The sequence below is a fragment of the Streptomyces sp. 4N509B genome (genome assembly GCF_052245655.1).
Lineage (GTDB): Bacteria > Actinomycetota > Actinomycetes > Streptomycetales > Streptomycetaceae > Streptomyces.
Window position 1 is genome coordinate 26,683 of record NZ_JBQQBZ010000017.1, and the last position, 25,233, is coordinate 51,915.

Here is a 25,233-nt window from a genome sequence, read left to right on the forward strand (position 1 = left end):
CCTTTCGAGGGAAGAGGTCACGCCGCGCCGGCGCGGACGTCAGCGGTGGGCCCGGGGCCCCCGCCGTCACGCGGTGGACTCCAGGCGCACGACCACGACCGAGTAGGCGGGGACGGTCTGGCTGGTCGCGCTGCCCGCCGTGGCCGACTCGATCGAGGTGGCGTTCTTGAGGTACAAGACCATCGTCGGGGTGTCCGAGGACGGGGTGAACCCGTCGTAGGACAGTCCGACCGTGGCGTCGTTGTCGGGATCCTTGTTGATCAGCATGACGTTCACGTCGCCGTCCGCCTCGCGGACGGCGTGGGCCGACACCAGCGGCGTCGAGCTGTCGGCCCGGACCAGGGTGTCGCCGGGCGAGCCGAGGTGGGTGATCATCCGGGTGCCTGCTCTCGATCGCAGGAAAGTTTCGTGCCCAGCCGCCGATAATTTCCTAGAGAGGGAGGCTAACGACGGCTGGGGCAATGGTCAATGGGCGCGCCCGCGCCGGGCCGCGGCGACGGCGACGGCGGAGGCGAGCCGGCTGGGTGGCCCCCTGCGTGGCCCGCCCCACGTCACTCCGAGCGGGGAACGCCGACCTGCCGGTGACGACGCGGAGGTGGCGCTCTCCCGAGGAGGGAAGGAAAGTTTCGCGCGGTCGCCGTCGCACGCGCCGCCCGGGCCGGGACGGGTGCCGCGAGCCGTGGCCGACCGGCGACCGGGACGGCCGCCGGGCGCTCCGGCAGGGCCGGTACGGGACCGGTCCCGTACCGTACGTTCCAGGATGGGGCCATGCGCCCGATGGCCGAATCGGCTGACACACCTGAGATGCCGGATGACACGATGAGCGCCCGCCGCCTGATGCTCGTCACCGCCGGGCTGCTGGCCCTGGGCGGGGCGGGCTTCCTCCAGCAGGGCATGGCCGGCAGCGACATGACGTACAAGGTCCCACTGAGAGACACGACGTTCGAGGTGAGCACGGGCGCCTTCACCGCGCTCGGTCTCCTCCTGGAAGGCTTCTGCGCCGCGGGCGTCGTCCTGGCCCTCCGCTTCGTCGCCCGGCGGCCCGGTGTGCGCGGCGGGGGAATCGCCTGGGGCCTCCTCGGCGCCGTGGCCTCCCTCACCATGTGGCTCTACGTGGGTCTGCTCACGGTCATCCCTCCGCTGGTCACCTCCTGCCTGGTGGTTCAACGCCTCGTCGACGAGGAGTCCGGCGACTGGTTCCGCCGTTCCCGGAGGTGAACCGCGCTGCGTGTGGCCGTGCCGTCGCGGCTGGGCTGGCGCGGCGGGTCGGGGGAGTGACGAGGGCCCACATCGGACGCGTCTCGGCGCCTCGGCGTTCGCGGGCAGCCCCCTCAGGAGGCGTTCGGCGCGTCGAGTGTCGCCCGTATGGCGTGCCGCGCCGCGCCCAGCAGCGGGCCGTCGGGGCCAAGGGGGGAGGCGGTCACCGGCACGGGGGTGGCGCGCCCGCCCGCCGCCGCGGTGGTGCGGCGCGCCAACTCGCGCCGCACGGGCGGCAGCAGCCACGGGCCGAGCCGGGCCAGCGCGCCCCCCACGACCACCTCGCCGGGGTCCAGCAGGTTGACCGCGCCGGACAGGGCGATGCCGAGGGCCGTGCCGGCCTGCCGCACCGCCCTCAACGCCACGGGCTCCCCGGCCTCGCAGTGCGCGGTCAGCGCCCCCAGCCGCACGCCGGGGCCCGGCTCCAGCCCCGCCGCGCGCAGCACCGCCTCCGCGCCCGCGTACGTCTCCAGGCAGCCCCGCCCACCACAGGAACAGGGCCGGCCCTCGGGCCGCACCGGCATGTGCCCCAGCTCCCCGGCGAAGCCGTGGGCGCCCCGCAGCAGCTCCCCGTCGACCACCACGGCGGCGCCGATGCCGATCTCCGCGGAGACGTGGACGAAGCTGGACGGGGCGGGGGAGGGGCGGCCCGACCACAGCTCCCCGAGCGCCCCGAGGTTCGCCTCGTTCTCGACCGTCAGCGGCCCGAACTCCTCCGGCAGCACGCCGACGAGGTCGACGTCGCGCCAGCCGAGGTTCGGCGCGCGCAGCACCGTCGCGGTGTCGCGCACCACCAGCCCCGGCACGGCGACCGTCAGGCCCGCCGGGCGCAGCCCGACCGCCGCCGCCTGGCCCGTCGCCCGCCGCAGCATCCCGCCGAGCCGCGCCAGCACGGTCTCGGGTGCCACGCCCTGGTTGCGGCTCTCGTGGCTGATCCTGGCCCGCACCTGGCCGCGCAGGTCCATGACGCACACCGCCAGGTGGTCCACGCCGATCTCCGCGCCCACGCCACACGGCCCCCGGTCGCTGGGCAGCAGCTGCGTGCCGGGCCGGCCGACGGAGCCGGAGCGGCCCAGGCCGTGCTCGACGAGCAGCCCGGCACGGAGCAACGCCTCCACCAGCGTCGAGACCGCGGCCCGCGTCAGCCCGAGGCGGGTGGCGACGTCGGCGCGGGACAGCGGCCCGGCCTCCACCACGGCGTGCAGCACCCGGGAGAGGTTGTGTTGCCGGAGGGCCGCCTGGGAGGCGGGCGCTGGCTGTGCGGCCACGTCTCGGCGTCCTCCCTCGTGTTCCCTGAGTTCCCTGCGTCCCGTGTCGCGCGGGCCGGCGCGGCGGCTCAGCGCCGGCGCAGGAGCGCGTCCGCGTCGGAGAGGGTGGCCGCGAGCCGGTCGAGCGCCGCCCCGTCCCGTTCCACCGCCGGGTAGGACGGGCCGGCCGTGGTGTCCCAGTCGCGGGCGACCGCCGCCGGGTCTCGGCCCGTGAGGAGGCCGGCGGCCTGCGCGGCGGCGCCGAGCGCCACCAGCTCCTCCGCCTGCGGCACCCGCACCGCCCGGCCCGAGAGCCGGCGCACGGTCTCCCGCCAGGCCACGCCGCGCGCCCCGCCGCCGATCAGCAGGATCGGCTCGTCCGAGGAGGTGGCCGCGTCGTCGCCCAGCACCAGGTCGAGCGCCTGGAGCAGCGCGAAGACGGCGCCGTCGTAGGCGGCCTGGAGCAGCTGTCCGCCGGAGGTGGCGTGGGTCAGGCCGTGGACCAGGCCGGTGGCGTAGGGCAGGTCGGGGGTGCGCTCGCCGTCGAGGAAGGGCAGCACCACGGCGCTGCCGCCGGACTCCACCTCCTCACGGCCAAGGCCCAGCAGCGCGGCGAAACGGTCCACGGCCAACGTGCAGTTGAGCGTGCAGGCCAGCGGCAGCCAGCCGCGGCGGGCGTCGGCGAAGCCGGCGACGACGCCGGTGGCGTCGGTGGGGCGCCGCTGTGAGACGGCGTAGACGGTGCCGGAGGTGCCGAGGCTCAGCACCGGGCGGCCCGGCTCCAGGCCGAGGCCGAGCGCGCCCGCCATGTTGTCGCCCGTGCCGCCCGCGACGAGGATGCCCTCCGGGAGCGGCAGCCCGGCGGCGACCGTGCCGGCGGGCTCGCCGGAGGCGACCACCCGCGGCAGCAGCGCCTCGTCGAGGCCCACGTGGGCGAGGATCTCCGCGTCATAGCCCTCGGTGGCCGAGGACCACCAGCCGCTGCCCGAGGCGTCGCCCCGGTCGGTGGTGCCGCCGGTGACGCCCTGGCCGGTGAGGCGGCCGGTGAGGTAGTCGTGCGGCAGCCGCACGGCCCGGGTCGCGGCGGCGGCCTCGGGCTCGTTCTCCGCGAGCCACGCCCACTTCGTCACCGTGAACGAGGCGGCCGGCACGCTGCCGGTCCGCTCCGCCCACGCCGCGGGGCCACCCAGCTCGGCCAGCAGCCGGTCGCGCTGCGGCGCGGACCGCGTGTCGTTCCACAGCAGCGCGTTGCGCACCGGGCGGCCGTCCGCGCCCAGCGTCACCAGGCCGTGCTGCTGCCCGGCGACCGCCACGGCCGCGGCCTCCCGGGCCGCGGGGCCGCACGCCTCGACCGCCTCGACGAGCGCCTGCCACCACTGCTCGGGATCGCTGTCGTGCTCGGCGGTCACCACGTGGCGCGCCTGTCCGCGCGCCACCACCTGTCCGGTGGCGCTGTCCACCACCAGCACCTTGGTGGACTGCGTGGAACTGTCGACGCCGACGACGAGGGGTCCATCGGGTGCGGCCATGAGCTGGTCCTTCCTGCTGGCTGGTCTGCGCTCGTCTGCTGCCTGGGTGGCGTGACCGACTGGCTGGCCCCGAGGGCTTCCACAGGGGGCGCCCTGCATACTAATTTGTTAACGGCCCTGACGAAATACGGCGGGCCACACCACAACGCCACCCACCATCGCGACACCCCTCAGGAGCCGCCATGTCCTTCCAGCCCACCCCCGCGGACAAGTTCAGCTTCGGCCTGTGGACCGTCGGTTGGCAGGGCCGTGACCCGTTCGGCGACGCGACCCGCCCCCCGCTCGACCCCGTGGAGTCCGTGAACCGCCTGGCCGAGCTCGGCGCGTACGGCGTCACCTTCCACGACGACGACCTCATCCCGTTCGGCGCCTCGCAGGCCGAGCGCGAGGCCACCATCAAGCGCTTCCGCCAGGCGCTGGAGTCCACCGGCCTGGTCGTGCCGATGGCCACCACGAACCTCTTCACCCACCCGGTCTTCAAGGACGGCGCCTTCAGCGCCAACGACCGCGACGTCCGCCGGTACGCGCTGCGCAAGACGATGCGCAACATCGACCTGGCCGCCGAGCTCGGCGCGCGGACCTACGTGGCCTGGGGCGGCCGTGAGGGCGCGGAGTCCGGCGCCGCGAAGGACGTGCGCGCCGCGCTCGACCGGATGAAGGAGGCGTTCGACACCCTCGCCGAGTACGTCACCGGCCAGGGGTACGAGCTGCGCTTCGCGCTGGAGCCCAAGCCCAACGAGCCGCGCGGCGACATCCTCCTGCCCACCGTCGGCCACGCCCTGGCGTTCATCGACCGGCTGGAGCGCCCGGAGCTGTTCGGCGTCAACCCCGAGGTCGGCCACGAGCAGATGGCCGGGCTGAACTTCCCGCACGGCATCGCCCAGGCCCTGTGGTCCGGCAAGCTCTTCCACATCGACCTCAACGGGCAGAACGGCATCAAGTACGACCAGGACCTGCGCTTCGGCGCCGGCGACCTGCGGTCCGCGTTCTGGCTGGTGGACCTGCTGGAGTCGGCCGGCTACGAGGGCCCGCGGCACTTCGACTTCAAGCCGCCGCGCACCGAGGGCTTCGACGGCGTGTGGGCCTCGGCCGCCGGCTGCATGCGCAACTACCTGATCCTGAAGGAGCGCGCCGCGGCCTTCCGCGCCGACCCGGCCGTCCAGGAGGCGCTGCGGGCCTCCCGCCTCGACCAGCTCGCCCAGCCGACGCTGGGCGAGGGCGAGACGGTCGCGGACCTGCTGGCCGACGCCAGCGCCTTCGAGGAGTTCGACCCGGAGGCCGCCGCCGAGCGCTCCATGGCCTTCGAGGCCCTGGACCAGCTGGCCATGGACCACCTCCTCGGCGTCCGCGGCTGACCCCACCCCCCACCTCCCCACCGTGCCCGGTCGGCCCCGCGCCGGCCGGGCGGGCCGACCAGCCCGGCCAGCAGACCCGCCGCCTCGGCGGAACCCCGCACTACCAGGTGCAAGCGGGGGACCGCCGAGGAGGTGGCCCTCTTCCGGCGTGGGCCGCCGCCGTACCGCGGCGGCCCGGCGGCCCGGCGGCCGTGTCGGACCGTGCGCCGAAACGCGGTTGTCCCGGCGCCCGCGTTCCGCTTGGCTCGGATCCCGTGACCCCGCTCAACGCCCTCGCCCGGCCCGACCGCTACCCGCTCTCCTCCCGCTACGACCCGGCCTGGCTCGTCGGCCTCGACATGGGGCCGAACCCGCTGTGGCTGCTGGAGGACCTCGCCGCCGACCTCGACCTGCGGCGCGGGATGCGCGTCCTCGACCTCGGCTCCGGCCGGGGCGCCACCTCCGTCTTCCTGGCCCGCGAGTACGGCGCGCGCGTCGTCGCCGCCGACTGGTGGATCGGCGCGCCGGAGGCCGCGGCGGTGTTCGCCGAGGCCGGTGTGGCGGACCGGGTGGAGGCCGTGCGGGCGGAGGCCCACGCCCTCCCGTTCGAGGAGGAGAGCTTCGACGCGATCGTCAGCGTCGACGCGTTCGAGTACTTCGGCACGGCGGACAGCTACCTGCCCTACCTGGTGCGCTTCCTGCGCCCCGGTGGCCAGCTGGGCATCGCGACCCCCGCGCTGACGCGCGAGGTCCGCGAGCTCGGGGCGATCCCCGACCACATCAGGAGCGTCGTCGGCTGGGAGGCGATGGCCTGGCACACGCCCGAGTGGTGGCGCTTCCAGTGGGAGACCACGGAGCTGGTGACGGTCACCTCCGCGCGCCGCCAGACGGACGGCTGGCGCGACTGGCTGCTGTGGGCCGAGGTCTGCGCCGAGCACCGGCCCGACGGCCGGGCTGCGAACCAGCCCGTCATCGACATGCTCACCGCCGACGACGGCGAACTCCTCGGCTTCGCCCTGGTGACCGCGCGCAGGCGCTGAGCCCGTCCCCCAGCCGGCCGGCTGGAGCGGCGCCGTCCGTCCCGTGCCTCACGCCGGCTCCGGCAGCTCGATCGCCGCGAGCCTCTCCCGGTCGACCACGACGGTGATGTCGGTGATCCTCTGCTCGACGACGGTGAAGGCGACGAGCGAGAGCGGGCTGCCGTCCTCGCGCCAGGCCAGCAGGCCGGGCGCGCCGTTGACCAGCACCGCCCGGCCCGCCGCGGCCGAGCCGCCGGACAGGCGGGCCCCCGCGGCGACCTCGGTGGCTCCGAGGGTGACGACCACGCCGTCGGGGGTGTGGACCGTCCGTCTCACCTCGGGGTCCAGGACGTCGAGCAGCGCCTCGAAGTCGCCACGGCGGGCCGCGTCCAGGAACGCCTCGACGACCTTCCGCTGCTCCGGCCCGGCGGCCGTCGGGCGTTCGGTCGCGCGCACCTTCCTGCGGGCGCGGCTGGCGAGCATCTTGGCCGCGTCGGCGGACCTGCCGAGGATCTGGCCGATCTCGTCGAACGGCACCGCGAACAGGTCGTGCAGCACGAACGCCAGCCGCTCACTGGGCCGGAGCGTCTCCAGCACCACCACGAGGGCGAGTCCGACCGCGTCGGCGAGCTCCACGTCGTCCTCGGGCATGGCGCCGTCGTCGACCGTCACCACGAGCTCGCCCAGTCGGTCGTCGTAGGACGCCTCGGGGCGGGTGTCGCGCGACCGCAGCACGTCGAGGCTGATCCGGCCGACCACCGTGGTCAGCCAGCCGGCGAGGTTGTGGATCGCCTCCGGGTCCTGGCGCGAGAGCCGCAGCCACGCCTCCTGGACCACGTCCTCGGCGTCGGCGTGCGACCCCAGCATGCGGTACGCGACCGCGCGCAGCCGGCCCCGCTGGGCCTCGAACGCCTCGGCCACCGGATCCGTCGGGCTGCTGTCGGGCATGGTGTTACCTTCCTCGAGTCTCTTCCGTCGTGCTGATGACGGTCCCCGACCGGCCCACGTAACCGAGCGCGTCCCCGACGCGCCCCGACGAAGGAGCACGACGATGGAAGCACGGCTGACGAGCACGCCGAACCCCGACGTGACGACGGCGGTCCAGCACCTGATGAAGGCGATCCACTCCGGGGGCGTCGCCCCGCGCCTGCTGGAGCTGGTCCACCTGCGGGCCAGCCAGATCAACGGCTGCAGCCCGTGCGTGTACGCCGGGGTCGCGGCCGCGAGGAAGCACGGGGAGACCGAGGAACGGCTGCACAACCTGGTCACCTGGCGGGAGACCCCGTTCTACACCGAGCAGGAGCGGGCCGCCCTCGAACTGACGGAGGCGGCCACCCGCATCCAGGACGGCCAGGCGGGCGTGACCGACCCGGTGTGGGAGGCCGCCGCCGAGCACTTCGACGAGAGGCAGCTGGGCGCGATCGTCCTGGAGGTCGCCCTGACCAACTTCTTCAACCGGATCAACCGCGCGACCCGGGAGCAGGCCGGCAGGACCTGGTGAGCCGGGCGGGGGCGCCGTCCGGCCCCCGCGTCTCTCCCCCCGGTGCCACGTCGCGCCGTGCCGCTGCGACGGGCTACCCGGGTGACCGGCCCCGCCGTAGTGTAGTGGGCATGTCACAGCCGCAGCCGAGCCGCCGCGGTGTGATCAGAGGCGCCGCGGCCCTGGGAGTCGCGGGCGGCGGGCTGGCCGCCGCCCCCGCCGCCTTCGCCGCCCCCCGCACCCCCGCCCCCACCGCGGACTACGTCAACCCTCTGATCACCCAGCGAGCCGACCCCCACATCACCCGTCACACCGACGGCCACTACTACTTCACCGCCACCGCGCCCGAGTACGACAGGATCGTGCTGCGCCGCGCCGACACCCTCCAGGGCCTTGCCACGGCACAGGAGACCGTCATCTGGCGCCGGCACACCACGGGCGAGATGGGAGCCCACATCTGGGCGCCCGAACTCCACCACGTCGACGGCGCCTGGTACGTCTACTTCGCCGCGGGACGCGCCGACGACGTCTGGCGGATCCGGATCTACGTCCTGCAGAACACCTCGCCCGACCCGTTCGCCGGCCAGTGGACCGAACGCGGCCGGCTCACCACCGCCTTCGACACGTTCTCCCTCGACGCCACCACCTTCGAACACGCCGGCACCCGCTACCTGTGCTGGGCCCAGCAGAACCCGGAACGCGACGACAACAGCAGCATCTACCTCGCCGCCATGGACACGCCCTGGTCCATCACCGGCCCGCAGGTCGAGCTGTCCTTCCCCGAGTACCCCTGGGAGACCGTCGGCTACCGCGTCAACGAGGGCCCCTACGCCCTGAGGCGCAACGGCCGGATCTTCCTCACCTACTCGGCCAGCGCCACCGACGCCAACTACTGCGTCGGCCTGCTCACCGCCCCTGACGACGGCGAGCTGCTCGACCCCGCCACCTGGACCAAGAGCCCCGTGCCGGTCTTCGCCAGCAGCGCGGAGAACAGCCAGTACGGCCCCGGCCACAACTGCTTCACCGTGGCCGAGGACGGCACGACGGACGTCCTCGTGTACCACGCCCGCCAGTACCGGGACATCCAGGGCGACCCGCTGAACGACCCCAACCGCCACACCCGGATCCAGACCTTCACCTGGCGCGACGACGGCACCCCGGACCTCGGCGTCCCGGTGCCCGACGGTAGCGCCCCGACCCGACGGAGGACGGCATGACGCGACGACGCCTGTGGCTGCTGGTGGCCACGGCCTGCCTGGGTCTGCTGGCGCCGTTCCTCGTCGGTGGCTCCACCGCCCAGGCCGCCCCGGTCACCCTCCTGAACGGCACCCAGTTCACCGACCCCAACGGCGAGCCGATCCACGCCCACGGCGGCGGCGTCATCCGGGTCGGCGACCACTACTACTGGTTCGGCGAGAACCGCAACGCCGACAACACCTTCCGGTACGTCTCCGCCTACCGCTCCACCGACCTGAAGAACTGGGAGTTCAGGAACCACGTCCTGACCGAGTCCTCCGACCCGGAGCTCGCCACGGCCAACATCGAACGCCCCAAGGTCATGTACAACGAGTCCACCGGGCAGTTCGTGATGTGGTCCCACAAGGAGAACGGCCGCGACTACAGCGAGGCCCGCGCCGCCGTCGCCGTCTCCGACACCGTCGACGGCGACTACGAGTGGCGCGGCAGCTTCCGCCCGCTCGGCCACATGTCCCGCGACATCACCGTCTTCGTCGACGACGACGGCACCGGATACATGGTCTCGGCCGCCCGCGAGAACTACGACCTGCACATCTACCGGCTGACCGACGACTACACGGACGTGGCCGCCCTCGTCGCCAACCCCTGGCCAGGCGGCCACCGCGAGGCCCCCGCGCTCTTCAAGCGCGACGGCGTCTACTTCATGCTCACCTCCGGCGCCACCGGCTGGGATCCCAACCAGCAGCAGTACGCCACCTCCACCAACCTGGCCAGCGGCTGGAGCTCGATGCGGAACATCGGCGACTCCACCACCTACGGCTCGCAGACCGCGTGGGTCCTGCCCGTCCAGGGCAGCCAGACCACCTCCTACCTCTACCTCGGCGACCGGTGGGGCGGCTCCTTCGACTCCCCGGTCAACGACTCCCGCTACGTGTGGCTCCCGCTGACCTTCCCCGACAACCGCACCATGAGCATGAGCTGGGCGGCCGAGCTGACGATCGACGCCGCCGCGGGCACCGTCCGGGCCGGCGGCGGCCCGTACGTCACGCTCACCGCGCGCCACTCCGGCAAGTGCGCCGACATCGTCAGCCAGTCCCAGCTCGTCGGGGCGGAGCTGGCGCAGTACCCGTGCAACGGCGGCGGGAACCAGGAGTTCTGGCTGCGCGACGCCGGCGACGGCCACGTCCAGCTCGTGACCCGGCACAGCTCGCTGTGCCTGGGCGTCGACGGCGGCTCCACCGCGCGGGCGGCCGCCGTGGTGCAGCAGCACTGCGACGGCGGCGCGGCACAGCAGTGGCGGGTGGGCGATGCGGGCGGCGGACACGTCACGCTCGCGGCCCGGCACAGCGGCCAGTGCCTCGACGTCCGCGACGAGTCCACGGCGGACGGTGCCCGGCTCGTGCAGTACACCTGCTCGGGCGCCGCCTGGCAGCAGTTCCGCACCGACCCGGCGTAGCGAACGCGCCACCCCACCCGTGGGGACGGCTGGGCCGTCCCCACGGCGTTCGTTCACACGGCGTTCGCTCCCAGGGAGTCGTCCCTACGACGCGGCGGCGCGGCCCCGGACGGTGAGCAGCAGCAGACCGAGGACGACCAGGCCGACGCCGGCCCACGCGAGGGCGCCGAGCCGCTCGCCGACGACGACCACGCCGAGCACCGCCGCCACCACCGGCTCCACCAGGCTCAGGGTCGTGGCGGCGCTCACCGTCACCCGCGCCAGCCCCGCGCCGAAGAGGACGTACGCGAGGCACATCGGCACCAGCGCGAGGTAGGCGACGACGGCCACCCCGCGTCCGCTGCCGACCAGCGGCCCACCGGTGGCCACGAACAGCGGCACCAGCACGAGCGCGCCGAGGCCGAAGACCGCGCCCATCGCGGCACGCGAGGAGTGCCCGCACCGGATCAGGCGCGCGCCGCAGTAGGCGTAGGCGGCGTAGGACGTGCCCGCGAGCAGGCCGAGGGCGACGCCGGCCGCCACCCGTTCGCCGCCGGCCGCGTCCGGCCCGTCGCCGCCCGCGAACACCAGCGCGACGCACCCCGCCGTGGCCGAGGCGGTGGCCAGCAGCCACCGCCACGTCAGCGTGGTGCCGTCGACCAGCCGTTCCAGCAGCGCCGCGAGGACGGGGGCACAGCCGAGGCTGACGACCGTGCCGACGGCGACGCCCGCGTAGGCCATGGAGGTGTAGAACGCCAGGGGGTAGATCACGACGTTGAGAGCGCCGAGCAGCGCGAACACGCGGGCCGTCCGCCCGCCGCGCAGGACCGCCAGGGCCGAGCGGCCGGCGAGCGCGAGGGTCAGCAGCCCGCCCACCCCCATGGTGGCCGCCCCGACCGACAGGGCGGAGGCGTCGGACGGGGCGAAGCTCGCCACGGTGCCCGTGGTGCCCCACAGCGCGGCGGCGGCCACCACCAGCAGCGGTCCGGTCGGCCGCCTCTCCGCCCGTGCGGGGGCGGGAGACGGCGCGGGGGCGGGGACGGACGAGGAGGGGGCGGCGTGCCCGGTGGGACGTGAGGTGGAAGACGACGAGAAGGTCATGGGTGAGTGCGTCCTGCTCCGTTGAGGTCCGGTGAGGGGGATCTACGGAGGGCGCGCGAAGCTCCCGGTCCGACGGACCGGGGGAGTAAGGACGTGCGTCCGGCTCAGGCGTCGAACGACGCGGGTCGCGCCCTCAGCGGGCGGACGGCGGCGGAGTGACGGCGTGCCAGTAGGACGATCGCATGACGAGAGCCTAACCCACGCCGGACAGGGCCTAAAGGCTGTCCCGCAGTCCCTGGCGGGCTCGCGACGCCCTGCGACTTCCTCCCCCAGACCCCTCCGGGGTCCGGGCGGTGCCCCCAGCCGCGTTGTCGTCGGTCGCCAGCCTGCAAGGCTGACTCCCTCCCCGCCTTGCTGGGGGCACCCCCGCGGCCGCGGAGCGGCGTGGGGGAGAAGCCCCAGGACGCCGCTCCCTGATCCACCAGGGACTGCGGGACAGCCTTTAAGCCGCGGCGGTCGCCGCGCACCACTCCCGCAGCAGGCGCGCCAACGCGGCCGGGCGCTCCTCGTGGAGGTAGTGCCCGGTGCCCTCCCACAGTTCGACGCGTGAGAGCGGGTGGGTGAGCGTGGTGCGCTCCCAGGACGCGGCGGCGGCGGAGGAGTGCACGCCGAGCGTGGGACAGCGCCGTCGGCGCAGGTACGCCTCGGCGGCCGGCCGCAGCCCGACGGCGTCGGGCGCCAGGTACATCGCCTCCCGGTACCGGGCCAGCACCTCGGGGTCCATGGCCGCCATCAGGCGCTCGTGGCGGCGACGGACCGGCTCCGGCGTGGCGGGGGAGAAGGCGCGGCGCACGAAGCGGACCGCCCAGGCCGTGCCCTCCCGCCGCAGCGCCGCCTGCTCCGCCGGCAGCCGTGACGCGCCGGCCGGGTCCCCGCCGAAGCCGGTGGCGACGGTCACGGTCGAGCGGACCAGTGCCGGGTGCTCCACCGCGAGCGCGGTGACCACCTGCCCGCCCATGGAGTGGCCCACCGCCACGACGGGACCGGTGTCCCGCGACGTCAGCCACCGGGCGAGGTCGGCCGCGACCGCGCGGGGGGCGCACCGCCTCGGGCGGTCCGGCGTGCGTCCGTGTCCCGGCAGGTCGGGGACGAGCACGCGGTGGTGCGGGGAGAGCAGCGGCAGGTGCGCGGCCCAGTCCTCCCCGTCGCTGCCCCAGCCGTGCACCAGCAGCAGGGTCGGCGGCGGGGTGTCGGCCCCGTGGCCGTGTGCCGGCGGGCCGGTGTCGACCGCGTGGAAGGTGGCCGGGGTGTCGGGCGTGTGGGTGTGTGGCATGGTCGTGCTCCCGCGCCGTGGGCCGTTCTCGGGGCGCGCCCTCCGGCCCGGTGCTCCGGGCGGAGACAGGGAGGGAAAGCGCTTTCTTGCTGCTGTGTGCCCAGCCTACGGCCTGTCCGGCGCGGCCAGCACCCCCTCCAGCGCGAAGCTGGCCGCGCCCAGGCTCACCGGGCTCGCCCCGGCGACGGGGCTGAGCACGATCTCGGCACCGCCGGCCGGACGACGCAGCGCCTGCCGCGCGACCGCGGCACGGACCTCGCGCAGCAGCGGCTCGCCGAGCTGCCCGGCCACCCAGCCGCTCAGCACGACGATCTCCGGGTCCAGCAGGTTCACCAGGTCGGCGACGGCGGCGCCGAGGTACGCGCCGGACTCGCCGACCGCCTTCACCGCGACCGGATCGCCCTCCCGGCAGCCACGCGACAGCGCCGCGATCGTCGCCGTCTGGTCGTCGTCGGGGGAGAGCAGCGGACTGTCGGGGCTCATCTCGCGCAGGTTCCGCACGATGCCCGGCGCGCCCACGTACGTCTCCACGCACCCGCGCCGGCCGCAGTGGCACGCCCGCCCGTCGAGCACGAGCGTCGTGTGCCCCCACTCGCCCGCGCTGTTGAACGCTCCCCGGTGCAGCTCGCCGCCCAGGGCGAGCCCGGCGCCGACACCGGTGCCGAGGTTCACCACCACCGCGTCGTCCCGGCCGCGGGCGGCGCCGGACCACAGCTCGGCGGCCAGGCAGGCGTGCAGGGGGTTGTCCAGGAAGAGCTGGTGGGGCAGGTGCTCGGCCAGCAGGCGCAGCAGCGGGACGTCCTGCCAGCCCCAGTTCGGCGCGACGACGGAGACACCCGCCGTCCGGTCCACCACGCCCGGCATGCTGATGCCCACCCCGAGGGGCCGCCGACCGGCAGCCGACCGGTGCTCGGCGACCGCGCGCACGGCGGCGGCGATGACGCGCACCACCCGCCGCGGCGCGAGGTCGGCGGGCCGCAGCGTCCGCCGGGAGCTGGCCAGTGCCCGCCAGCTCAGGTCGAACAGCTCGGCGTGGACATAGGTCTCGGCGACGTCGACCCCCACCAGCGTCCCGCCCCGCGGGTTGACCGCGACCAGGCCGCGTGGCCGGCCGCCGCCGGAGTCCTCGTACCCGGCGTCCACGAGCAGGCCGAGGCCGGCCAGCTCACCGACGAGGGTGGCGACCGTCGCCGTGCTGAGCCCGGTCGCGGCGGCCAGCCGCGGCCGCGAAACGGGGGAGTCCGCGATCGCCTGCCGCAGCACGCGGTACCGGTTGGCTGTGCGGATCTCCCGAGAGGTGCGCTTCACCCGCGTCCCGTCCCCGCGTCACTCCGTGCCGCCGTCGGACCCCTTCCTGCGGAACCACCGGCGGCGCCGCGACCGGCGCGGTGTGTCCCCCACCCACCCCGCCGGAGGCGTGTCCGACCGCCAGGGCTGCGGCGAGGGCGCCTCGTGCTTCCAGCGCTCGCGCAGCATCCGCGTCCGCGCGGACGGCTCACGGACCTCCGCGCCCCGCACGAAGCTCTCGTCCAGCACCACTCCGTCCCAACCGTCCTGATCGCCGCCATCGCCGTGCTCGCCGTGCTCGCCGCGGTCACCACGCTCGCCGTGCTCGTCGTGCGCACGCCCGCCGTGATCACGTCCCTCGCCGTGGAGATCGTCCTCGCCGTGGGGCCCGCTCGCCATGGCCTGCCTCCCGTCAGCCCGCGGAATCCGTCACAGGATTCCATCACAGCAGGTAACGCTCTGCGGAGGGTCGTAGTTCCGGCCGGTCACCGCACCTCGGCCTCGCGCTCACGCCGCGTGGCGAGCAGGCTCGTGACCGTGGTGACGACGAGCACGACGCAGATGACGCCGAGCGAGAGCGGGGTGCTGATCTCCGGCACGTGGACGCCCGACTCGTGCAGCGCGTGCAGCACGAGCTTGACGCCGATGAAGCCGAGGATGACCGACAGCCCGTAGGACAGGTGCACCAGCTTCTTCAGCAGGCCGCCGATCAGGAAGTACAGCTGCCGCAGGCCCATGAGGGCGAACGCGTTGGCGGTGAAGACGATGTACGCGTCCTCGGTCAGGCCGAAGATGGCCGGGATCGAGTCGAGGGCGAAGAGCAGGTCGGTGCTGCCGATCGCCAGCATGACGACGAGCATCGGCGTGATCAGCCGCCGGCCGCCCTCCCTGATCACCAGCCGGGTGCCGTGGTACTGGTCGGTGGCGGGGAAGCGGCGCTCGACCATCTTCAGGAGACGGTTCTCCTCGTACTCCTCGTCGTGCTGCTCGCCCCGCGCCTCCTTGATCAGCTTCCACGCCGTCCAGATGAGGAAGGCGCCGAAGATGTAGAAGACCCACGAGAAGGCGGCGATCAGGGCCGCACCCACGGCGATGAAGATCGCGCGCATCACGAGCGCCATCAGCACGCCGACCATCAGGACACGGGCCTGGTACGCCGGCGGAACGGCGAACTTCGTCATGATCAACACGAACACGAAGAGGTTGTCCACGCTCAGGGACTTCTCCGTGACGTAGCCCGCGAAGAACTCGCCGCTGGCCTGCCCTTCTCCCATCAGCAGCAGGCCGAGCCCGAAGAGGCAGGCGAGGACGATCCAGATGACGCTCCATGTCCCGGCCTCCCGCAGGGACACCTCGTGGGGCTTGCGGCCGAAGAAGAAGTCGACGGCGATGAGGGCGCACAGCACCGCGATGGTGATCAACCAGGCGGCGAGCGATACGTCCACGGGTCCTCCGCGTTCCTGGGCGTTGCTGCTCGTTGTGTGGATCCTTGACACGACGGCCGCCCGTCGCGCCGGGGCCGGCCGTCCACGACCGCCTCGGGGAGGAGACGATCGCCCCCAATGGTAATCAGACGGTAAAGTCCGCGCGGGCGTGACCCCGCTCACGCCCGCCGATCCGGGCCGTCTCCCCGCCCCTGGAACGCCCGTGGCACACCGCCGCGTGAGCCGGTTCACGCCGGAAAAGCGGATGCCACGCCCCCCGTGCCTCAGGCATCATCCGCCTCATGGGACGACCGGCCGCCGGCCTGCGGGGCTACCGCGAGATCTTCCGCATCCCAGGCGTCGGTGGCTTCGTCGCCGCCAGCCTCGTGGGGCGCCTGCCCCTGTCCACCGTCAGCCTCGCCACCGTCTTCCTCGTCACCGAGGCCACCGGCAGCTACGCCGTCGCCGGCACGGTCGCCGCCACGGGCGCGCTGTGCTTCGCGCTCCTCGTGCCGCAGTTGGGATACCTGACCGACCGCGTCGGGCAGCGACGGACCCTGCGTCCGCTCGCGTGGGCCTTCGGCCTGGCGGGGGCGGCGTTCGTCCTGGCCGCCCAGTCCTCCGCGCCCACCTGGCTGCTCGTCGCGGCCGGCGCCGCCTTCGGCGCGACGATGCCACCGGTCTCCGCGATGATCCGCGCCCGCTGGAGCCACCTCGCGGGCCGCGACGACGGCGGGCTGCTGAGGTCGGCGTACTCCTTCGAGTCGGTCGCGGACGAGCTGACCTTCGTCGTCGGCCCGCTGTTGGTGTCGGTGATCGTCGTCCTGCACCCGGCCGTCGGCGTCGGGGCCGTCGCGCTGTTCGGGGCCGTCGGCAGCCTGATGCTGGCGGCGCAGCGCCGCACCGAGCCGCCCGTGCTGCCACGCCTGGCCACCGGCCGCCGCGCCATCACCGTTCCCGGGCTGCGCCTGATGTGCGTGATGTACGTCGCCACCGCGGCGATGTTCGCCGGACACGAGCTGAGCACCGTCTCGTTCGTCGACGAACACGGCGAGCCGTGGATGGTCGGCGCGGTCCTCGGCACCTACGCCCTGGGCAGCGCCGTCGGCGGCCTGTGGTACGGCGCCCGGGTCTGGTCGATGCCGCTGGACCGGCGGTTCCTGCTGGCCATCGCCGCCATGGTGGCCGGCGTCGCGCCGCTGTGGGCCGTGCCGTCCGTGGCGGTCCTGTGGGCCATCTCGCCCGTCTGCGGCCTGCTCATCGCCCCGGGCATCATCGCCGGGTACAGCCTGGTCAGGGAGGGCGTGCCCGCCGAGTCCCTGACGGAGGGCATGACCTGGGTGTCGACCGCCGTCGGCGTCGGCAAGGCGCTGGGCGTCCTGGCCGCCGGCCTCGTGATCGAGTCCGCCGGCCCGCGGTGGGGCTACGCCTTCAGCCTCGGCTGCGGCTGCCTCGCCCTGGTCGTCGGCCTGCTGGGCGTCCGCACCCTGCGCACGATGGCCGCCAGCGGCCTCACCCGCGCGGCGTGACCGGCGCGGGGTGACCCGGGCGGCGCCACCGCACCCGTCGGGACGCCGCACCTCGACGCGAACGAAGGCCGACTCCCGCGCGCCGGTGCGCCACTCCACGACACCCGAGCCGACGGCGGGCAGCGACGCGCGGTGCGTCCGCCCCGGCTCGATGCGGGAATCCGACCGTGCCCGACGGCGCGTCGGCCGCTCCTGGTGTCCGCCGGAGCGGTCGCGGGCTCAGCCCGGGCCGCCCGGGTGGACGAGGCCGTTCTCGTAGGCGAACACCACGGCCTGGGCGCGGTCGCGCAGGTGGAGCTTGGCGAAGACGCTGCCGACGTGGCTCTTCACCGTCGCCTCGGTCACGACCAGGTGCTCGGCGATCTCCGTGTTCGACAGGCCCCTGGCCACCAGGAGGAGGGTCTCCCGTTCCCGTGGCGTGAGACCGGCCAGCGGTCTGGTCGGGGGCCGGAGCGGTGCGGTCCGGGTGGCGTAGTCCTCGATCAGCCTGCGAGTGATCGACGGCGACAGCAGCGCCTCTCCGGCGTGCACGACGCGGATCGCCTCCAACAGGCGGTCGCGTGAGGCGTCCTTGAGCAGGAAGCCCGACGCGCCCGCCCGCAGCGCGCCGAAGACGTACTCGTCCAGGTCGTAGGTCGTGAGGATCAGCACCCGGGGCGCGGCTTCGGAAGCGGTCAGTCGGGAGGTGGCCTCGACACCGTCCATGCGTGGCATCCGGACGTCCATCAGGACCACGTCCGGGCGCAGCGCGGCGGCCCGGGCGAGTGCCTCGTGGCCGTCGGCGGCCTCACCGACGACGTCGAGGTCGCTCTGGGTCTGGAGGAACAGCCGGAAGCCGGTGCGGATCAGCTCCTGGTCGTCGACGATCAGAAGGCGGATGGTCATGCCGCGTCCCCGAACGGGAGCCGGGCGGTCACCAGGAACCCGCTGGCCGTGTGGCGGGCGTCCAGGCTGCCGCCCGCCACCGCCGCACGCTCCCGCATCCCCAGGATGCCGTGCCCGGCGGCCGACGGTGCCGGGCCGCGGCCCCCGCCGTCGTCCTCGACCGTGACGTCCAGCCGCGTCGGGCCGTAGTGGAGCGTCACCGTGACCTGGGTGGGATCGGTGTGCTTGAGCACGTTGGTCAGCGCCTCCTCGACGATCCGGTAGGCCGACAGTTCGAGGCCGCCGGCCAGCGGCCGGGCCTCGCCGGTCAGTTCGAGCCGCACGGGCATCCCGGCCGTCCGGTATCCGGCGACCAGCTCGGCGAGCTGGTCGAGCGACGGCTGCGGCCGCCACCGCGCGCTGTGGTCCGGCGTGCGCAGCAGGCCGAGGATCCGGCGGAGCTCGGCCAGGCTCTGCTCCGCGCTGGCCTCGACCCGCTCCAGTGTCCCAGCGGCGACCCGGGGATCGGTCGGCAGGACGTCCCGGGCACCGCGCACGCCGATCAGCATGACGGTGACCGAGTGGGCGACGATGTCGTGGAGCTCGCGGGCGATGGCGGTGCGTTCCCGCTGCGCCGCGATCTGGTCGCGATGCTCACGCTCCCGCTCCAGGGTGGCCGCGCGGTCCTCCAGGGCCCAGGTGTAGTGCCGTCGGGTCCGGAGGTACGAGCCGAGGGCCCACGCGCCGATCGGGACGGGCGGCGAGGAGACGCTCGCGGTCAGCAGGAACAGCGCCGTCGGGACGAGCGCCGCCACCGACACCCTCCGGTCCCGCAGATCGGCGAGCGAGGCGAGGGCGACCACCACGGGCGCCCCGCCCGGCGAGTAGCCCAGCGGCACGAGCACCGCGGCACCCGCGCACGCCGCGCCCAGCACGGCCAGGGGCGCGCGGCGGCGGACCAGCAGGACGGCGCCGACCAGCACCGTCACCACGACCGGGGCCACGCCGACCCGGGTCCCGTCGTCGAAGAGCAGCCCCAGCTCCACCCCGGTCGTGATCGTCGCCAACGCGAGGTCGAACAGCGCCGACCGGCGCGCGACCATCCGGTCGCGCGCCGCCCTGGCCCACCGCGGGAACCGGTTCACGCCAGATCGCGCCGTCGCTCGACGACGACCGCGACGGCCGCGACCGAGATCGTCCACGCGGCCAGAACCCATCCGGCCTCGACGACCGACAGGCTCGTGTGGTGGGTCATCCGGCTCAGGATCCCGGCCGCGCCGAACGGCGTGAGGTTGACCGCCGACTCCGAGACCCCGGACAGCAGCGGGACCACCGCGAAGTTCACGATCAGCAGGACGACCACCCCCAGAACCGGACGACGGATCAGAGCGCCGAGGGCGGCGCCCAGGATCGCGGACAGGACGAACGCGACGAGGTTGCCCGCCGCGACGGCACGGACGTCCCCCATGGTGAGGTCGGGACCGGGATGGCCAGCCAGCAGCGGCACCGCGAGCCCGACCGACGCCACGATGGTCAGCGTCCCGAGCAGGAGCCCGGTCAGCGCGTAGGCGACGATTCTCGCCGACAGCACGACCCCACGGCCACGGCGGCCCACGAGAGCCGCCGGCGCGGCCGTCCGGTGCCGGTACTCCCCGGCCGCGCCCACCAGACCCCACAGCAGAAGCAGGATCGGCAGTGCCGCCAGGGCCTCCTGCTTCTCGGACACCTCGTCCAGGTCACCCGACGCCACCGCCACCACCAGGACGTTGAGGACCGCGAACGCGACCCCGCCCACCGCGAAGCCCAGCGCCGCCCGGGTGGTCACGGTCTTGATCAGTTCACCTCGCAGCAGATGGCTCACCGCCGCGCCCCTCCCGTGAGACCGAGGAACACGTCCTCGAGCGACGCGGTCCGCTGCACGATCTCCTCCAGCAGGACGCCGTCGTGGTGGGCCAGCCGCGCGACCTCCGTGGCGTCGAGCCCCTCGACCAGCAGCCCGCCTCCGTCGTCGCGCCGGGTGCGGCCACCGGCCGCGACCACCAGTCCCGTCAGGCGCTCGGCCTCGGCGGTGCGCACCGCGACCACGCTCTCCCCGGACCGTTCGAGGTCGCGGATCGCGCCTTCGTGGACCAGACGACCCCGGTCGATCACGATGACGTCATCGACGGTCCGGGCCGCCTCCCCCAGCATGTGGCTGGCCAGAAGGACCGTGCCACCGTTATCGGCCCGCTCCCTCAGCAGCGTGCGCAACCAGCGGATGCCCTGCGGGTCCAGGCCGTTCACCGGCTCGTCCAGCACCAGGATCTCCGGATCGCCCAGCAACGCCGCGGCGAGCCCGAGCCGCTGCCGCATGCCCATCGAGTAGGTCCCGACCCGGCCGCCGGCCGCCTCCTTAAGGCCGACGAGTTCCAGGACCTCACCGACCCGGCGGCGGGGCAGCCCGGCCAGCGCCGCCAGCGACCACAGGTGCGCCCGAGCGGTCCGGCCGGGATGGGCACCGCACGGCTCGATGGCCACGCCGAGCAGGCGGGCGTCGGGCCTCATCCTCGTGACCGGCGCGCCCCGCACGAACGCCCGGCCCGCTGTCGGCCGCGCCAGTCCGACGAGCGCCTTGAGCGCGGTGGTCTTCCCCGCCCCGTTCGGGCCGAGGAACCCCGTCACCCTCCCGGTCCTAACCGTGAACGACAGGTCCTCGACCGCTGTTCTCCGGCCATAGCGCTTGGTCAGCCCCTCGACCCTGAGGGCCGCCGTTCCCCCACCGAGGGTTCGTGAAGAAGTCATGCCCGAAGCCTCCGGCGTGGCGATCTCCCCGTCATCCGCCCACGGTCGAGACCCGGGTTCCGACCAGGGGAGGAGACGCAGAACGCCGCGAGCCCGCCGGGGCTGACGGGGCTGGCGAGGCAGGCCGTCAGTCCGCCGGCCGCAGCAGGTACGTCGCGCCCGCGCGCGTCGGGAACGTGATGACCAGCGGCTCGGGCCGCGCCGTGGCCACCTCGGCACCCTCACGCGTCACCCGCAGCGCCGAGGCGGCGCGCACCCGGGCGGCCCGTCCCAGGCGGGAGTGCAGGCGCGCCTCGACCAGCGCGCCGTCGGCCCACCGCAGGTCGACCTCGAAGCCGTCGCGGGCCAGCAGGCCCCGCACCCGCCCCTCGGGCAGGGCGCTCGGCAGCGCGGGCAGCAGCGCCAGTTCGTCGGTGTGGCTCTGCACCAGCCACTCCGTGACGCCCGCGGTCGCGCCGAAGTTGCCGTCGATCTGGAACGGCGGATGCAGGTCGAACAGGTTCGGCGCGGTGCGCTCGGGCGTCAGCTGGTCCGTCAGCAGCTTGAAGGAGCGGTCGCCGTCGGCCAGCCGCGCCCAGAAGTTGATCTTCCAGCCGAGGGACCAGCCGGTCCCCGCGTCGCCGCGCCGCTCCAGGGTGGTCCTGGCCGCGGCCATCAGCTCGGGGGTGTGCCGGCTGATCTGGTTGCTCGGGTGCAGGCCGTAGAGGTGGGAGACGTGCCGGTGGTCCTGCTCGGGCGCGTCGGCGTCCCAGTCCTCCTGCCACTCCTGGAGCTGGCCGAGGGCACCGACCCGCATCGGCGGCAGCCGGTCCGCCGCCGCCCGCACCTCGGCGCGCAACGCGGCGTCGCGCTCGAGCAGTTCGGAGGCGGCGGCGACGGCGGCGAACAGGTCCCGCAGGATCTGGCTGTCCATCGTCGGCCCGGCGCACAGCGAGCCGCCCTCGCCCGGGTGGTGGGCGTTCTCCGGGGAGACGGACGGGCAGGTGACGAGGAAGCCGCTCGTGGGGTCGGGAACGAGGGTGTCGAGGAAGAAGCGGGCCGCGTCCGCGAGCACGGGGTAGTGCGCGCGGAGCGTGTCGAGGTCACCGGTGAAGCGGTGGTGCTCCCACACCGTGAGCGCCAGCCACGCGCCGCCGGTGGGCCACATGCCCCAGAACGCGCCGTCCGTCGGCGCGGTGGCGCGCCAGGCGTTGGTGTTGTGGTGGGCGACCCAGCCGCGCGCGCCGTAGCTCGCGCGGGCCGTGCGTGCGCCGGCCACGCGCAGCTCGCGCAGCAGGGCCAGCAGCGGCTCCCAGCACTCCAGCAGGTTGGTCGGGGCGGCGGGCCAGTAGTTCATCTCGGTGTTGATGTTGATCGTGAACTTGCAGCCCCACGGCGGGTCGGTCATGTCGTTCCACAGACCCTGGAGGTTGGCGGGCTGGGTACCGGGCCGCGAGCAGGAGACCAGCAGGTAGCGGCCGTACTGGAAGTACAGGGCGACCAGCTGCGGATCGGGGTCCTCGGCGAACGACGCGACGCGCTCGTCGGTCGGCCGCGTGGACGCCGCCGTGGCCGGCAGCTCCAGCTCGACGCGGCCGAACAGCCGCTGGTGGTCGGCCACGTGCCGGCGCCGCAGCTCCGTGTACGGCAGCGCCGCCGCCGCGTCCAGCGGGTCCGCCGCCCGCCGCGCCGGGTCGGCGCTCAGGTCCTGCCAGCTGACGTGGTTGGTGCCCACCGACACCAGCAGCGTCACCGCGTCGGCGGCCGTGACGTGCAGCCGCCCGTCGCGCGCGCTCACCTCGCCGCCCTCGCGGACCACACGGGCCAGCGCGCGGAAGCGCACTCGTCCGGCGACGCCGTCGACGTCCTCGCCCCGGCCGTCGAGGGCGAGGGTCGCCGTGCCGGCGAGGGAACCGGGGGAGGAGCCGGGGCCGGGAGGGGCGAGGGTGAACGCCTCTCCGGCCAGGGGCCCGTCGAGGGAGACGGCCAGGGAGACGGCGCCGGGGGCGTCGGCGGTCAGCCGCACGGCGATCACCTGGTCGACGGCGCTGGCGAGGACCTCGCGCCGGTGACGGGTGCCGCCGTGCAGGAAGCTCACCGTGTGGACGGCGCTCGCGAGGTCGAGCTCGCGCCGGTAGTCGGTCACGGCGTCGTCGTCGAGGCCGGGGAAGAGCAGGCGGAGGCTGCCCACGGTCTGGTAGGGCGACTGCCGCACCGGAACGCCCATCAGGTCAGCGTCGACGAGCCGGGCGGCCCTGTCCCACTCGCCCGCGAAGACCAGCCGCCGCACCTCCCCGAGCGACGACAGCGCCCGGGGGTTGTCGTGGTCGTGGGGGCCGCCGGCCCACACCGTGTCCTCGTTGAGCTGGAGTTCCTCCGCGCCGATGCCGCCGTACACCATCGCCCCGAGGCGGCCGTTGCCGACCGGCAGGGCCTCGAGCCACCGCTGGGCGGGTCGCGGGTACCACAGCGACAGCGCGGTGGCCCGGGCGTTGCTCCCCGGGGCGGTGGCGTCGGGGGAGGAGACAGCGGGGGTCGTGGAGGGCGCGGTGGTCACGGTGTGGTGCCTCCCGGACGTCGGTGGTGCGGACGCGACCCGCCGCACCGCGCGGGCAGCCGGGGTCCGGTGGGCCGAACGCCATTCGGCTTGGTGTGCCGATCGTGTCACCACGGCCCGGGGTGACACGGGAGGGGTCCAGGATGCGGGCGGTCGGGGTCAGCGCTGACAGCCGGGCCTGGTGGCGAGGTCGGCCCAGACGATGTGGCCTCGTCCGGAGTCCTGCGGTCGCACCCCCCACCGTTCGGCCAGCGCGCAGACCAGGAACAGGCCGCGCCCGTTCTCGTCCTCCTCCGCGGCCCGGGACGGCTCCTGGCCTGGCCCGGCGCCGTCGCTGGCGACGGCCACCCGGATCAGCGCTCCCATCAGCCGTGCCTCGCAGCCGACCGTCTCGCTGGCGGTGTGCCGCAGCGCGTTGGTGACGAGCTCGGAGATGACCAACTGGGCGTCGTCGCAGGCCTCCTGCGTTATCCCCCACCGGGAGAGCTGGCAGCGTAGGCGTCTTCGCGCCTCGGCGACCGCGGTCTCGACGGCGGGGAGGCGGAAGCTCAGACGCTCGCCCGGCCGGAGGGAACCGTCATGACGCGTCGGGGGCGCGAGGTGCGGAGAGGATGCCACTGTCCTACTGTGAGCAGCGCAGCTCGCATCCGGCAAGAGGCATACTGCAAATTACAGAATCGTCGATATCAGACTGTTGCACTGAGTCGGCGTCGTGGCAGACTGTCGGACACGACGTCAGACGGAGGCAGCCGGGGTGAAGGACGGGGCGTGGTGACGGGCGGTCAGGCGAGCGGAGCCGCCACGGTCCTGCGTGTGGTGCTCGGCAGGCGTCTCCAGGTGCTGCGCGAGCGTGCCGGGCTGTCCTTCGAGGAGGCCGCGCGGGCGCTGGACGTCACGCACGCCACCATCCGCCGCATGGAGAAGGCCCAGGTCGGCCTCAAGGTCCCCTACGTCGAGAAGCTGTTGCGGCTGTACGGCGTCACCGAGCCGGCCGAGCTCGACGGCTTCGTCAACCTCGCCCGCGAGGCCAACCGCCCCGGCTGGTGGCACCGGTACCGCGACGTCCTCCCCGAGTGGTTCAGCGCCTTCGTGAGCCTGGAGGCCGAGGCCGACCAGATCCGTGCCTACGAACCCCACTACGTTCCCGGCCTGTTGCAGACGGAGGCCTACGCCACGACGGTGTTGCGCGCCGGCATGCCCCACGCTCCCGCCGAGGAGATCGAGCGGCTCGTCGCCCTGCGCCTGACCCGGCAGGAGGTGCTCACGCGCAAGGAGCCGACCATGCTGTGGGTGGTCATGGACGAGACCGTGCTGCGGCGGCCCATCGGCCACCCCAACGTCATGCGCGCCCAGATCACGCGCCTCGTCGAGGCCACCGCCTCCTCCAACGTACGGCTGCAGATCATGCCGTTCACCGCGGGCCCGCATCCGGCGATGTACGGGCCCTTCCACATCTTCCGGTTCCCGCTCCCCGAGCTCTCCGACGTCGCCTGTTCGGAGAACCTCGTCGGCGCGGCCTACTTCGACCAACGGGAGGACGTCGCCGCCTTCCGGGAGGCGTTGGACCGGATGTGCGCCCAGGCGGTGCCCGTGCACCGCACCGAGGCGTTTCTCAGTGGTATTCGCAAGGAGATCTGAGCCATGGATCGCATCTACAACGGCATGCCCGCCGCGCAGCTCGGTACGACCGGCTGGCGCAAGCCCTGGAGCGGGGGCAACGGCGGCAGCTGCGTCGAGGCGCTCCGGTTGGGGGACGGGCGGGTCGCGCTGCGTCAGTCGAACGACCCGGACGGGCCGGCGCTGATCTGTTCGCCGCGCGAGATCGAACGCTTCATCCTGGCCGTGAAGGCCGGGGAGGCCGACTTTCTCCTCGTCTGACGGGACGAAAGGTTTTGTCGACAAGCTAGGTGTATGTGTTCACACATGAGTGGCGTGGGGAC

The 25,233-nt window shown here is 74.1% G+C and carries 24 protein-coding genes; 9 read left to right on the plus strand and 15 right to left on the minus strand.

Features of this window, described 5'->3' with window-relative positions:
* Positions 1-66 precede the first annotated feature (66 nt).
* Entirely contained in the window at positions 67-375 is a 309-nt protein-coding gene (locus ACTWP5_RS17155) for a hypothetical protein (protein ID WP_443221843.1), read from the minus strand.
* A gap of 429 nt (positions 376-804) precedes the next feature.
* Between ACTWP5_RS17155 and ACTWP5_RS17160 the strand changes: the two genes are divergently transcribed.
* Positions 805-1,218, plus strand: a complete 414-nt coding sequence (locus tag ACTWP5_RS17160; RefSeq protein ID WP_443221844.1) for a hypothetical protein — start codon at positions 805-807, stop codon at positions 1,216-1,218.
* A gap of 113 nt (positions 1,219-1,331) precedes the next feature.
* Here the strand turns inward: ACTWP5_RS17160 and ACTWP5_RS17165 are convergent, their stop codons facing one another.
* The gene (locus ACTWP5_RS17165) at positions 1,332-2,525 is read right to left on the minus strand and encodes an ROK family protein (protein ID WP_443221845.1); all 1,194 of its coding nucleotides are present in this window, start codon (positions 2,523-2,525) and stop codon (positions 1,332-1,334) included.
* A 68-nt stretch (positions 2,526-2,593) separates the two neighbouring features.
* A complete protein-coding gene (xylB, locus tag ACTWP5_RS17170) occupies positions 2,594-4,033 on the minus strand; it encodes a xylulokinase (protein WP_443221846.1) in 1,440 nt (479 codons plus the stop codon).
* A 182-nt stretch (positions 4,034-4,215) separates the two neighbouring features.
* On the opposite strand from xylB, the gene xylA reads away from it, so the two are divergent.
* Positions 4,216-5,388, plus strand: a complete 1,173-nt coding sequence (gene xylA / locus ACTWP5_RS17175; protein WP_443221847.1) for a xylose isomerase — start codon at positions 4,216-4,218, stop codon at positions 5,386-5,388.
* A 254-nt stretch (positions 5,389-5,642) separates the two neighbouring features.
* Positions 5,643-6,407: an SAM-dependent methyltransferase gene (locus ACTWP5_RS17180; RefSeq protein ID WP_443221848.1), complete on the plus strand. Its 765-nt coding sequence runs from the start codon at positions 5,643-5,645 to the stop codon at positions 6,405-6,407.
* A 48-nt stretch (positions 6,408-6,455) separates the two neighbouring features.
* Here ACTWP5_RS17180 and ACTWP5_RS17185 read toward each other — a convergent pair whose 3' ends face one another.
* The gene (locus ACTWP5_RS17185) at positions 6,456-7,334 is read right to left on the minus strand and encodes a sigma-70 family RNA polymerase sigma factor (protein WP_443221849.1); all 879 of its coding nucleotides are present in this window, start codon (positions 7,332-7,334) and stop codon (positions 6,456-6,458) included.
* A gap of 103 nt (positions 7,335-7,437) precedes the next feature.
* Here ACTWP5_RS17185 and ACTWP5_RS17190 point away from each other — a divergent pair, with 103 nt between their 5' ends.
* From ACTWP5_RS17190 to ACTWP5_RS17200, 3 genes are all read left to right on the plus strand, one after another.
* Positions 7,438-7,887 (plus strand): carboxymuconolactone decarboxylase family protein, encoded by a 450-nt coding sequence (locus tag ACTWP5_RS17190; RefSeq protein WP_443221850.1) that lies wholly within the window; start codon positions 7,438-7,440, stop codon positions 7,885-7,887.
* A 110-nt stretch (positions 7,888-7,997) separates the two neighbouring features.
* On the plus strand, positions 7,998-9,083 hold the full coding sequence (locus ACTWP5_RS17195; protein WP_443221851.1) for a glycoside hydrolase family 43 protein: 1,086 nt from the start codon (positions 7,998-8,000) through the stop codon (positions 9,081-9,083).
* Positions 9,080-10,519, plus strand: coding sequence for an RICIN domain-containing protein (locus tag ACTWP5_RS17200; RefSeq protein WP_443221852.1), 1,440 nt, complete (start codon positions 9,080-9,082; stop codon positions 10,517-10,519). Before ACTWP5_RS17195 ends, ACTWP5_RS17200 begins: the two co-directional genes overlap by 4 nt.
* An 84-nt stretch (positions 10,520-10,603) precedes the next feature.
* Here ACTWP5_RS17200 and ACTWP5_RS17205 read toward each other — a convergent pair whose 3' ends face one another.
* The 5 genes from ACTWP5_RS17205 to ACTWP5_RS17225 all read right to left on the minus strand — a co-directional run bounded on the left by ACTWP5_RS17205 (position 10,604) and on the right by ACTWP5_RS17225 (position 15,604).
* A complete protein-coding gene (locus tag ACTWP5_RS17205; RefSeq protein ID WP_443221853.1) occupies positions 10,604-11,599 on the minus strand; it encodes a DMT family transporter in 996 nt (331 codons plus the stop codon).
* 442 nt (positions 11,600-12,041) lie between these two features.
* On the minus strand, positions 12,042-12,872 hold the full coding sequence (locus ACTWP5_RS17210; protein ID WP_443221854.1) for an alpha/beta fold hydrolase: 831 nt from the start codon (positions 12,870-12,872) through the stop codon (positions 12,042-12,044).
* A gap of 105 nt (positions 12,873-12,977) precedes the next feature.
* Entirely contained in the window at positions 12,978-14,180 is a 1,203-nt protein-coding gene (locus tag ACTWP5_RS17215; RefSeq protein WP_443221855.1) for an ROK family protein, read from the minus strand.
* An 18-nt stretch (positions 14,181-14,198) separates the two neighbouring features.
* Positions 14,199-14,558: an SGM_3592 family protein gene (locus ACTWP5_RS17220; RefSeq protein ID WP_443221856.1), complete on the minus strand. Its 360-nt coding sequence runs from the start codon at positions 14,556-14,558 to the stop codon at positions 14,199-14,201.
* A gap of 86 nt (positions 14,559-14,644) precedes the next feature.
* Entirely contained in the window at positions 14,645-15,604 is a 960-nt protein-coding gene (locus tag ACTWP5_RS17225) for a TerC family protein (RefSeq protein WP_443221857.1), read from the minus strand.
* Between the two features lie 281 nt (positions 15,605-15,885).
* Between ACTWP5_RS17225 and ACTWP5_RS17230 the strand changes: the two genes are divergently transcribed.
* Positions 15,886-17,112, plus strand: a complete 1,227-nt coding sequence (locus tag ACTWP5_RS17230; protein ID WP_443221858.1) for an MFS transporter — start codon at positions 15,886-15,888, stop codon at positions 17,110-17,112.
* A gap of 219 nt (positions 17,113-17,331) precedes the next feature.
* Here the strand turns inward: ACTWP5_RS17230 and ACTWP5_RS17235 are convergent, their stop codons facing one another.
* The 6 genes from ACTWP5_RS17235 to ACTWP5_RS17260 all read right to left on the minus strand — a co-directional run bounded on the left by ACTWP5_RS17235 (position 17,332) and on the right by ACTWP5_RS17260 (position 23,911).
* Complete coding sequence (locus tag ACTWP5_RS17235; protein ID WP_443221859.1) at positions 17,332-17,997, minus strand: response regulator; 666 nt, start codon at positions 17,995-17,997, stop codon at positions 17,332-17,334.
* Positions 17,994-19,121 (minus strand): sensor histidine kinase, encoded by a 1,128-nt coding sequence (locus ACTWP5_RS17240; RefSeq protein WP_443221860.1) that lies wholly within the window; start codon positions 19,119-19,121, stop codon positions 17,994-17,996. The genes ACTWP5_RS17235 and ACTWP5_RS17240 overlap by 4 nt, the downstream gene beginning before the upstream one ends.
* On the minus strand, positions 19,118-19,837 hold the full coding sequence (locus tag ACTWP5_RS17245; RefSeq protein ID WP_443221861.1) for an ABC transporter permease: 720 nt from the start codon (positions 19,835-19,837) through the stop codon (positions 19,118-19,120). The genes ACTWP5_RS17240 and ACTWP5_RS17245 overlap by 4 nt, the downstream gene beginning before the upstream one ends.
* The gene (locus ACTWP5_RS17250; protein ID WP_443221862.1) at positions 19,834-20,757 is read right to left on the minus strand and encodes an ABC transporter ATP-binding protein; all 924 of its coding nucleotides are present in this window, start codon (positions 20,755-20,757) and stop codon (positions 19,834-19,836) included. Before ACTWP5_RS17250 ends, ACTWP5_RS17245 begins: the two co-directional genes overlap by 4 nt.
* Before the next feature lie 127 nt (positions 20,758-20,884).
* Positions 20,885-23,293 carry a glycoside hydrolase family 95 protein gene (locus ACTWP5_RS17255; RefSeq protein WP_443221863.1) on the minus strand — a complete coding sequence of 803 codons (2,409 nt, stop codon included), beginning with the start codon at positions 23,291-23,293 and terminating at the stop codon, positions 20,885-20,887.
* A 159-nt stretch (positions 23,294-23,452) separates the two neighbouring features.
* Complete coding sequence (locus tag ACTWP5_RS17260; RefSeq protein ID WP_443221864.1) at positions 23,453-23,911, minus strand: ATP-binding protein; 459 nt, start codon at positions 23,909-23,911, stop codon at positions 23,453-23,455.
* Positions 23,912-24,106: 195 nt separating this feature from the next.
* Between ACTWP5_RS17260 and ACTWP5_RS17265 the strand changes: the two genes are divergently transcribed.
* Both ACTWP5_RS17265 and ACTWP5_RS17270 read left to right on the plus strand, forming a co-directional pair.
* Positions 24,107-24,931, plus strand: coding sequence for a helix-turn-helix domain-containing protein (locus ACTWP5_RS17265; RefSeq protein ID WP_443221932.1), 825 nt, complete (start codon positions 24,107-24,109; stop codon positions 24,929-24,931).
* Positions 24,932-24,934: 3 nt separating this feature from the next.
* The gene (locus tag ACTWP5_RS17270; protein ID WP_443221865.1) at positions 24,935-25,171 is read left to right on the plus strand and encodes a DUF397 domain-containing protein; all 237 of its coding nucleotides are present in this window, start codon (positions 24,935-24,937) and stop codon (positions 25,169-25,171) included.
* The last annotated feature ends 62 nt before the right edge of the window (positions 25,172-25,233 follow it).

What these genes read in the sequence shown, in the direction of transcription:
- ACTWP5_RS17190 (WP_443221850.1), top strand. Translation starts at nt 7,438, where the DNA reads ATGGAAGCACGGCTGACGAGCACGCCGAACCCCGACGTGACGACGGCG.
- ACTWP5_RS17205 (WP_443221853.1), bottom strand. Translation starts at nt 11,599, where the DNA reads ATGACCTTCTCGTCGTCTTCCACCTCACGTCCCACCGGGCACGCCGCC.
- ACTWP5_RS17230 (WP_443221858.1), top strand. Translation starts at nt 15,886, where the DNA reads ATGGGACGACCGGCCGCCGGCCTGCGGGGCTACCGCGAGATCTTCCGC.
- ACTWP5_RS17155 (WP_443221843.1), bottom strand. Translation starts at nt 375, where the DNA reads ATGATCACCCACCTCGGCTCGCCCGGCGACACCCTGGTCCGGGCCGAC.
- xylB (WP_443221846.1), bottom strand. Translation starts at nt 4,033, where the DNA reads ATGGCCGCACCCGATGGACCCCTCGTCGTCGGCGTCGACAGTTCCACG.
- ACTWP5_RS17200 (WP_443221852.1), top strand. Translation starts at nt 9,080, where the DNA reads ATGACGCGACGACGCCTGTGGCTGCTGGTGGCCACGGCCTGCCTGGGT.
- ACTWP5_RS17235 (WP_443221859.1), bottom strand. Translation starts at nt 17,997, where the DNA reads ATGACCATCCGCCTTCTGATCGTCGACGACCAGGAGCTGATCCGCACC.
- ACTWP5_RS17160 (WP_443221844.1), top strand. Translation starts at nt 805, where the DNA reads ATGCCGGATGACACGATGAGCGCCCGCCGCCTGATGCTCGTCACCGCC.
- xylA (WP_443221847.1), top strand. Translation starts at nt 4,216, where the DNA reads ATGTCCTTCCAGCCCACCCCCGCGGACAAGTTCAGCTTCGGCCTGTGG.
- ACTWP5_RS17195 (WP_443221851.1), top strand. Translation starts at nt 7,998, where the DNA reads ATGTCACAGCCGCAGCCGAGCCGCCGCGGTGTGATCAGAGGCGCCGCG.
- ACTWP5_RS17210 (WP_443221854.1), bottom strand. Translation starts at nt 12,872, where the DNA reads ATGCCACACACCCACACGCCCGACACCCCGGCCACCTTCCACGCGGTC.
- ACTWP5_RS17250 (WP_443221862.1), bottom strand. Translation starts at nt 20,757, where the DNA reads ATGACTTCTTCACGAACCCTCGGTGGGGGAACGGCGGCCCTCAGGGTC.
- ACTWP5_RS17270 (WP_443221865.1), top strand. Translation starts at nt 24,935, where the DNA reads ATGGATCGCATCTACAACGGCATGCCCGCCGCGCAGCTCGGTACGACC.
- ACTWP5_RS17220 (WP_443221856.1), bottom strand. Translation starts at nt 14,558, where the DNA reads ATGGCGAGCGGGCCCCACGGCGAGGACGATCTCCACGGCGAGGGACGT.
- ACTWP5_RS17185 (WP_443221849.1), bottom strand. Translation starts at nt 7,334, where the DNA reads ATGCCCGACAGCAGCCCGACGGATCCGGTGGCCGAGGCGTTCGAGGCC.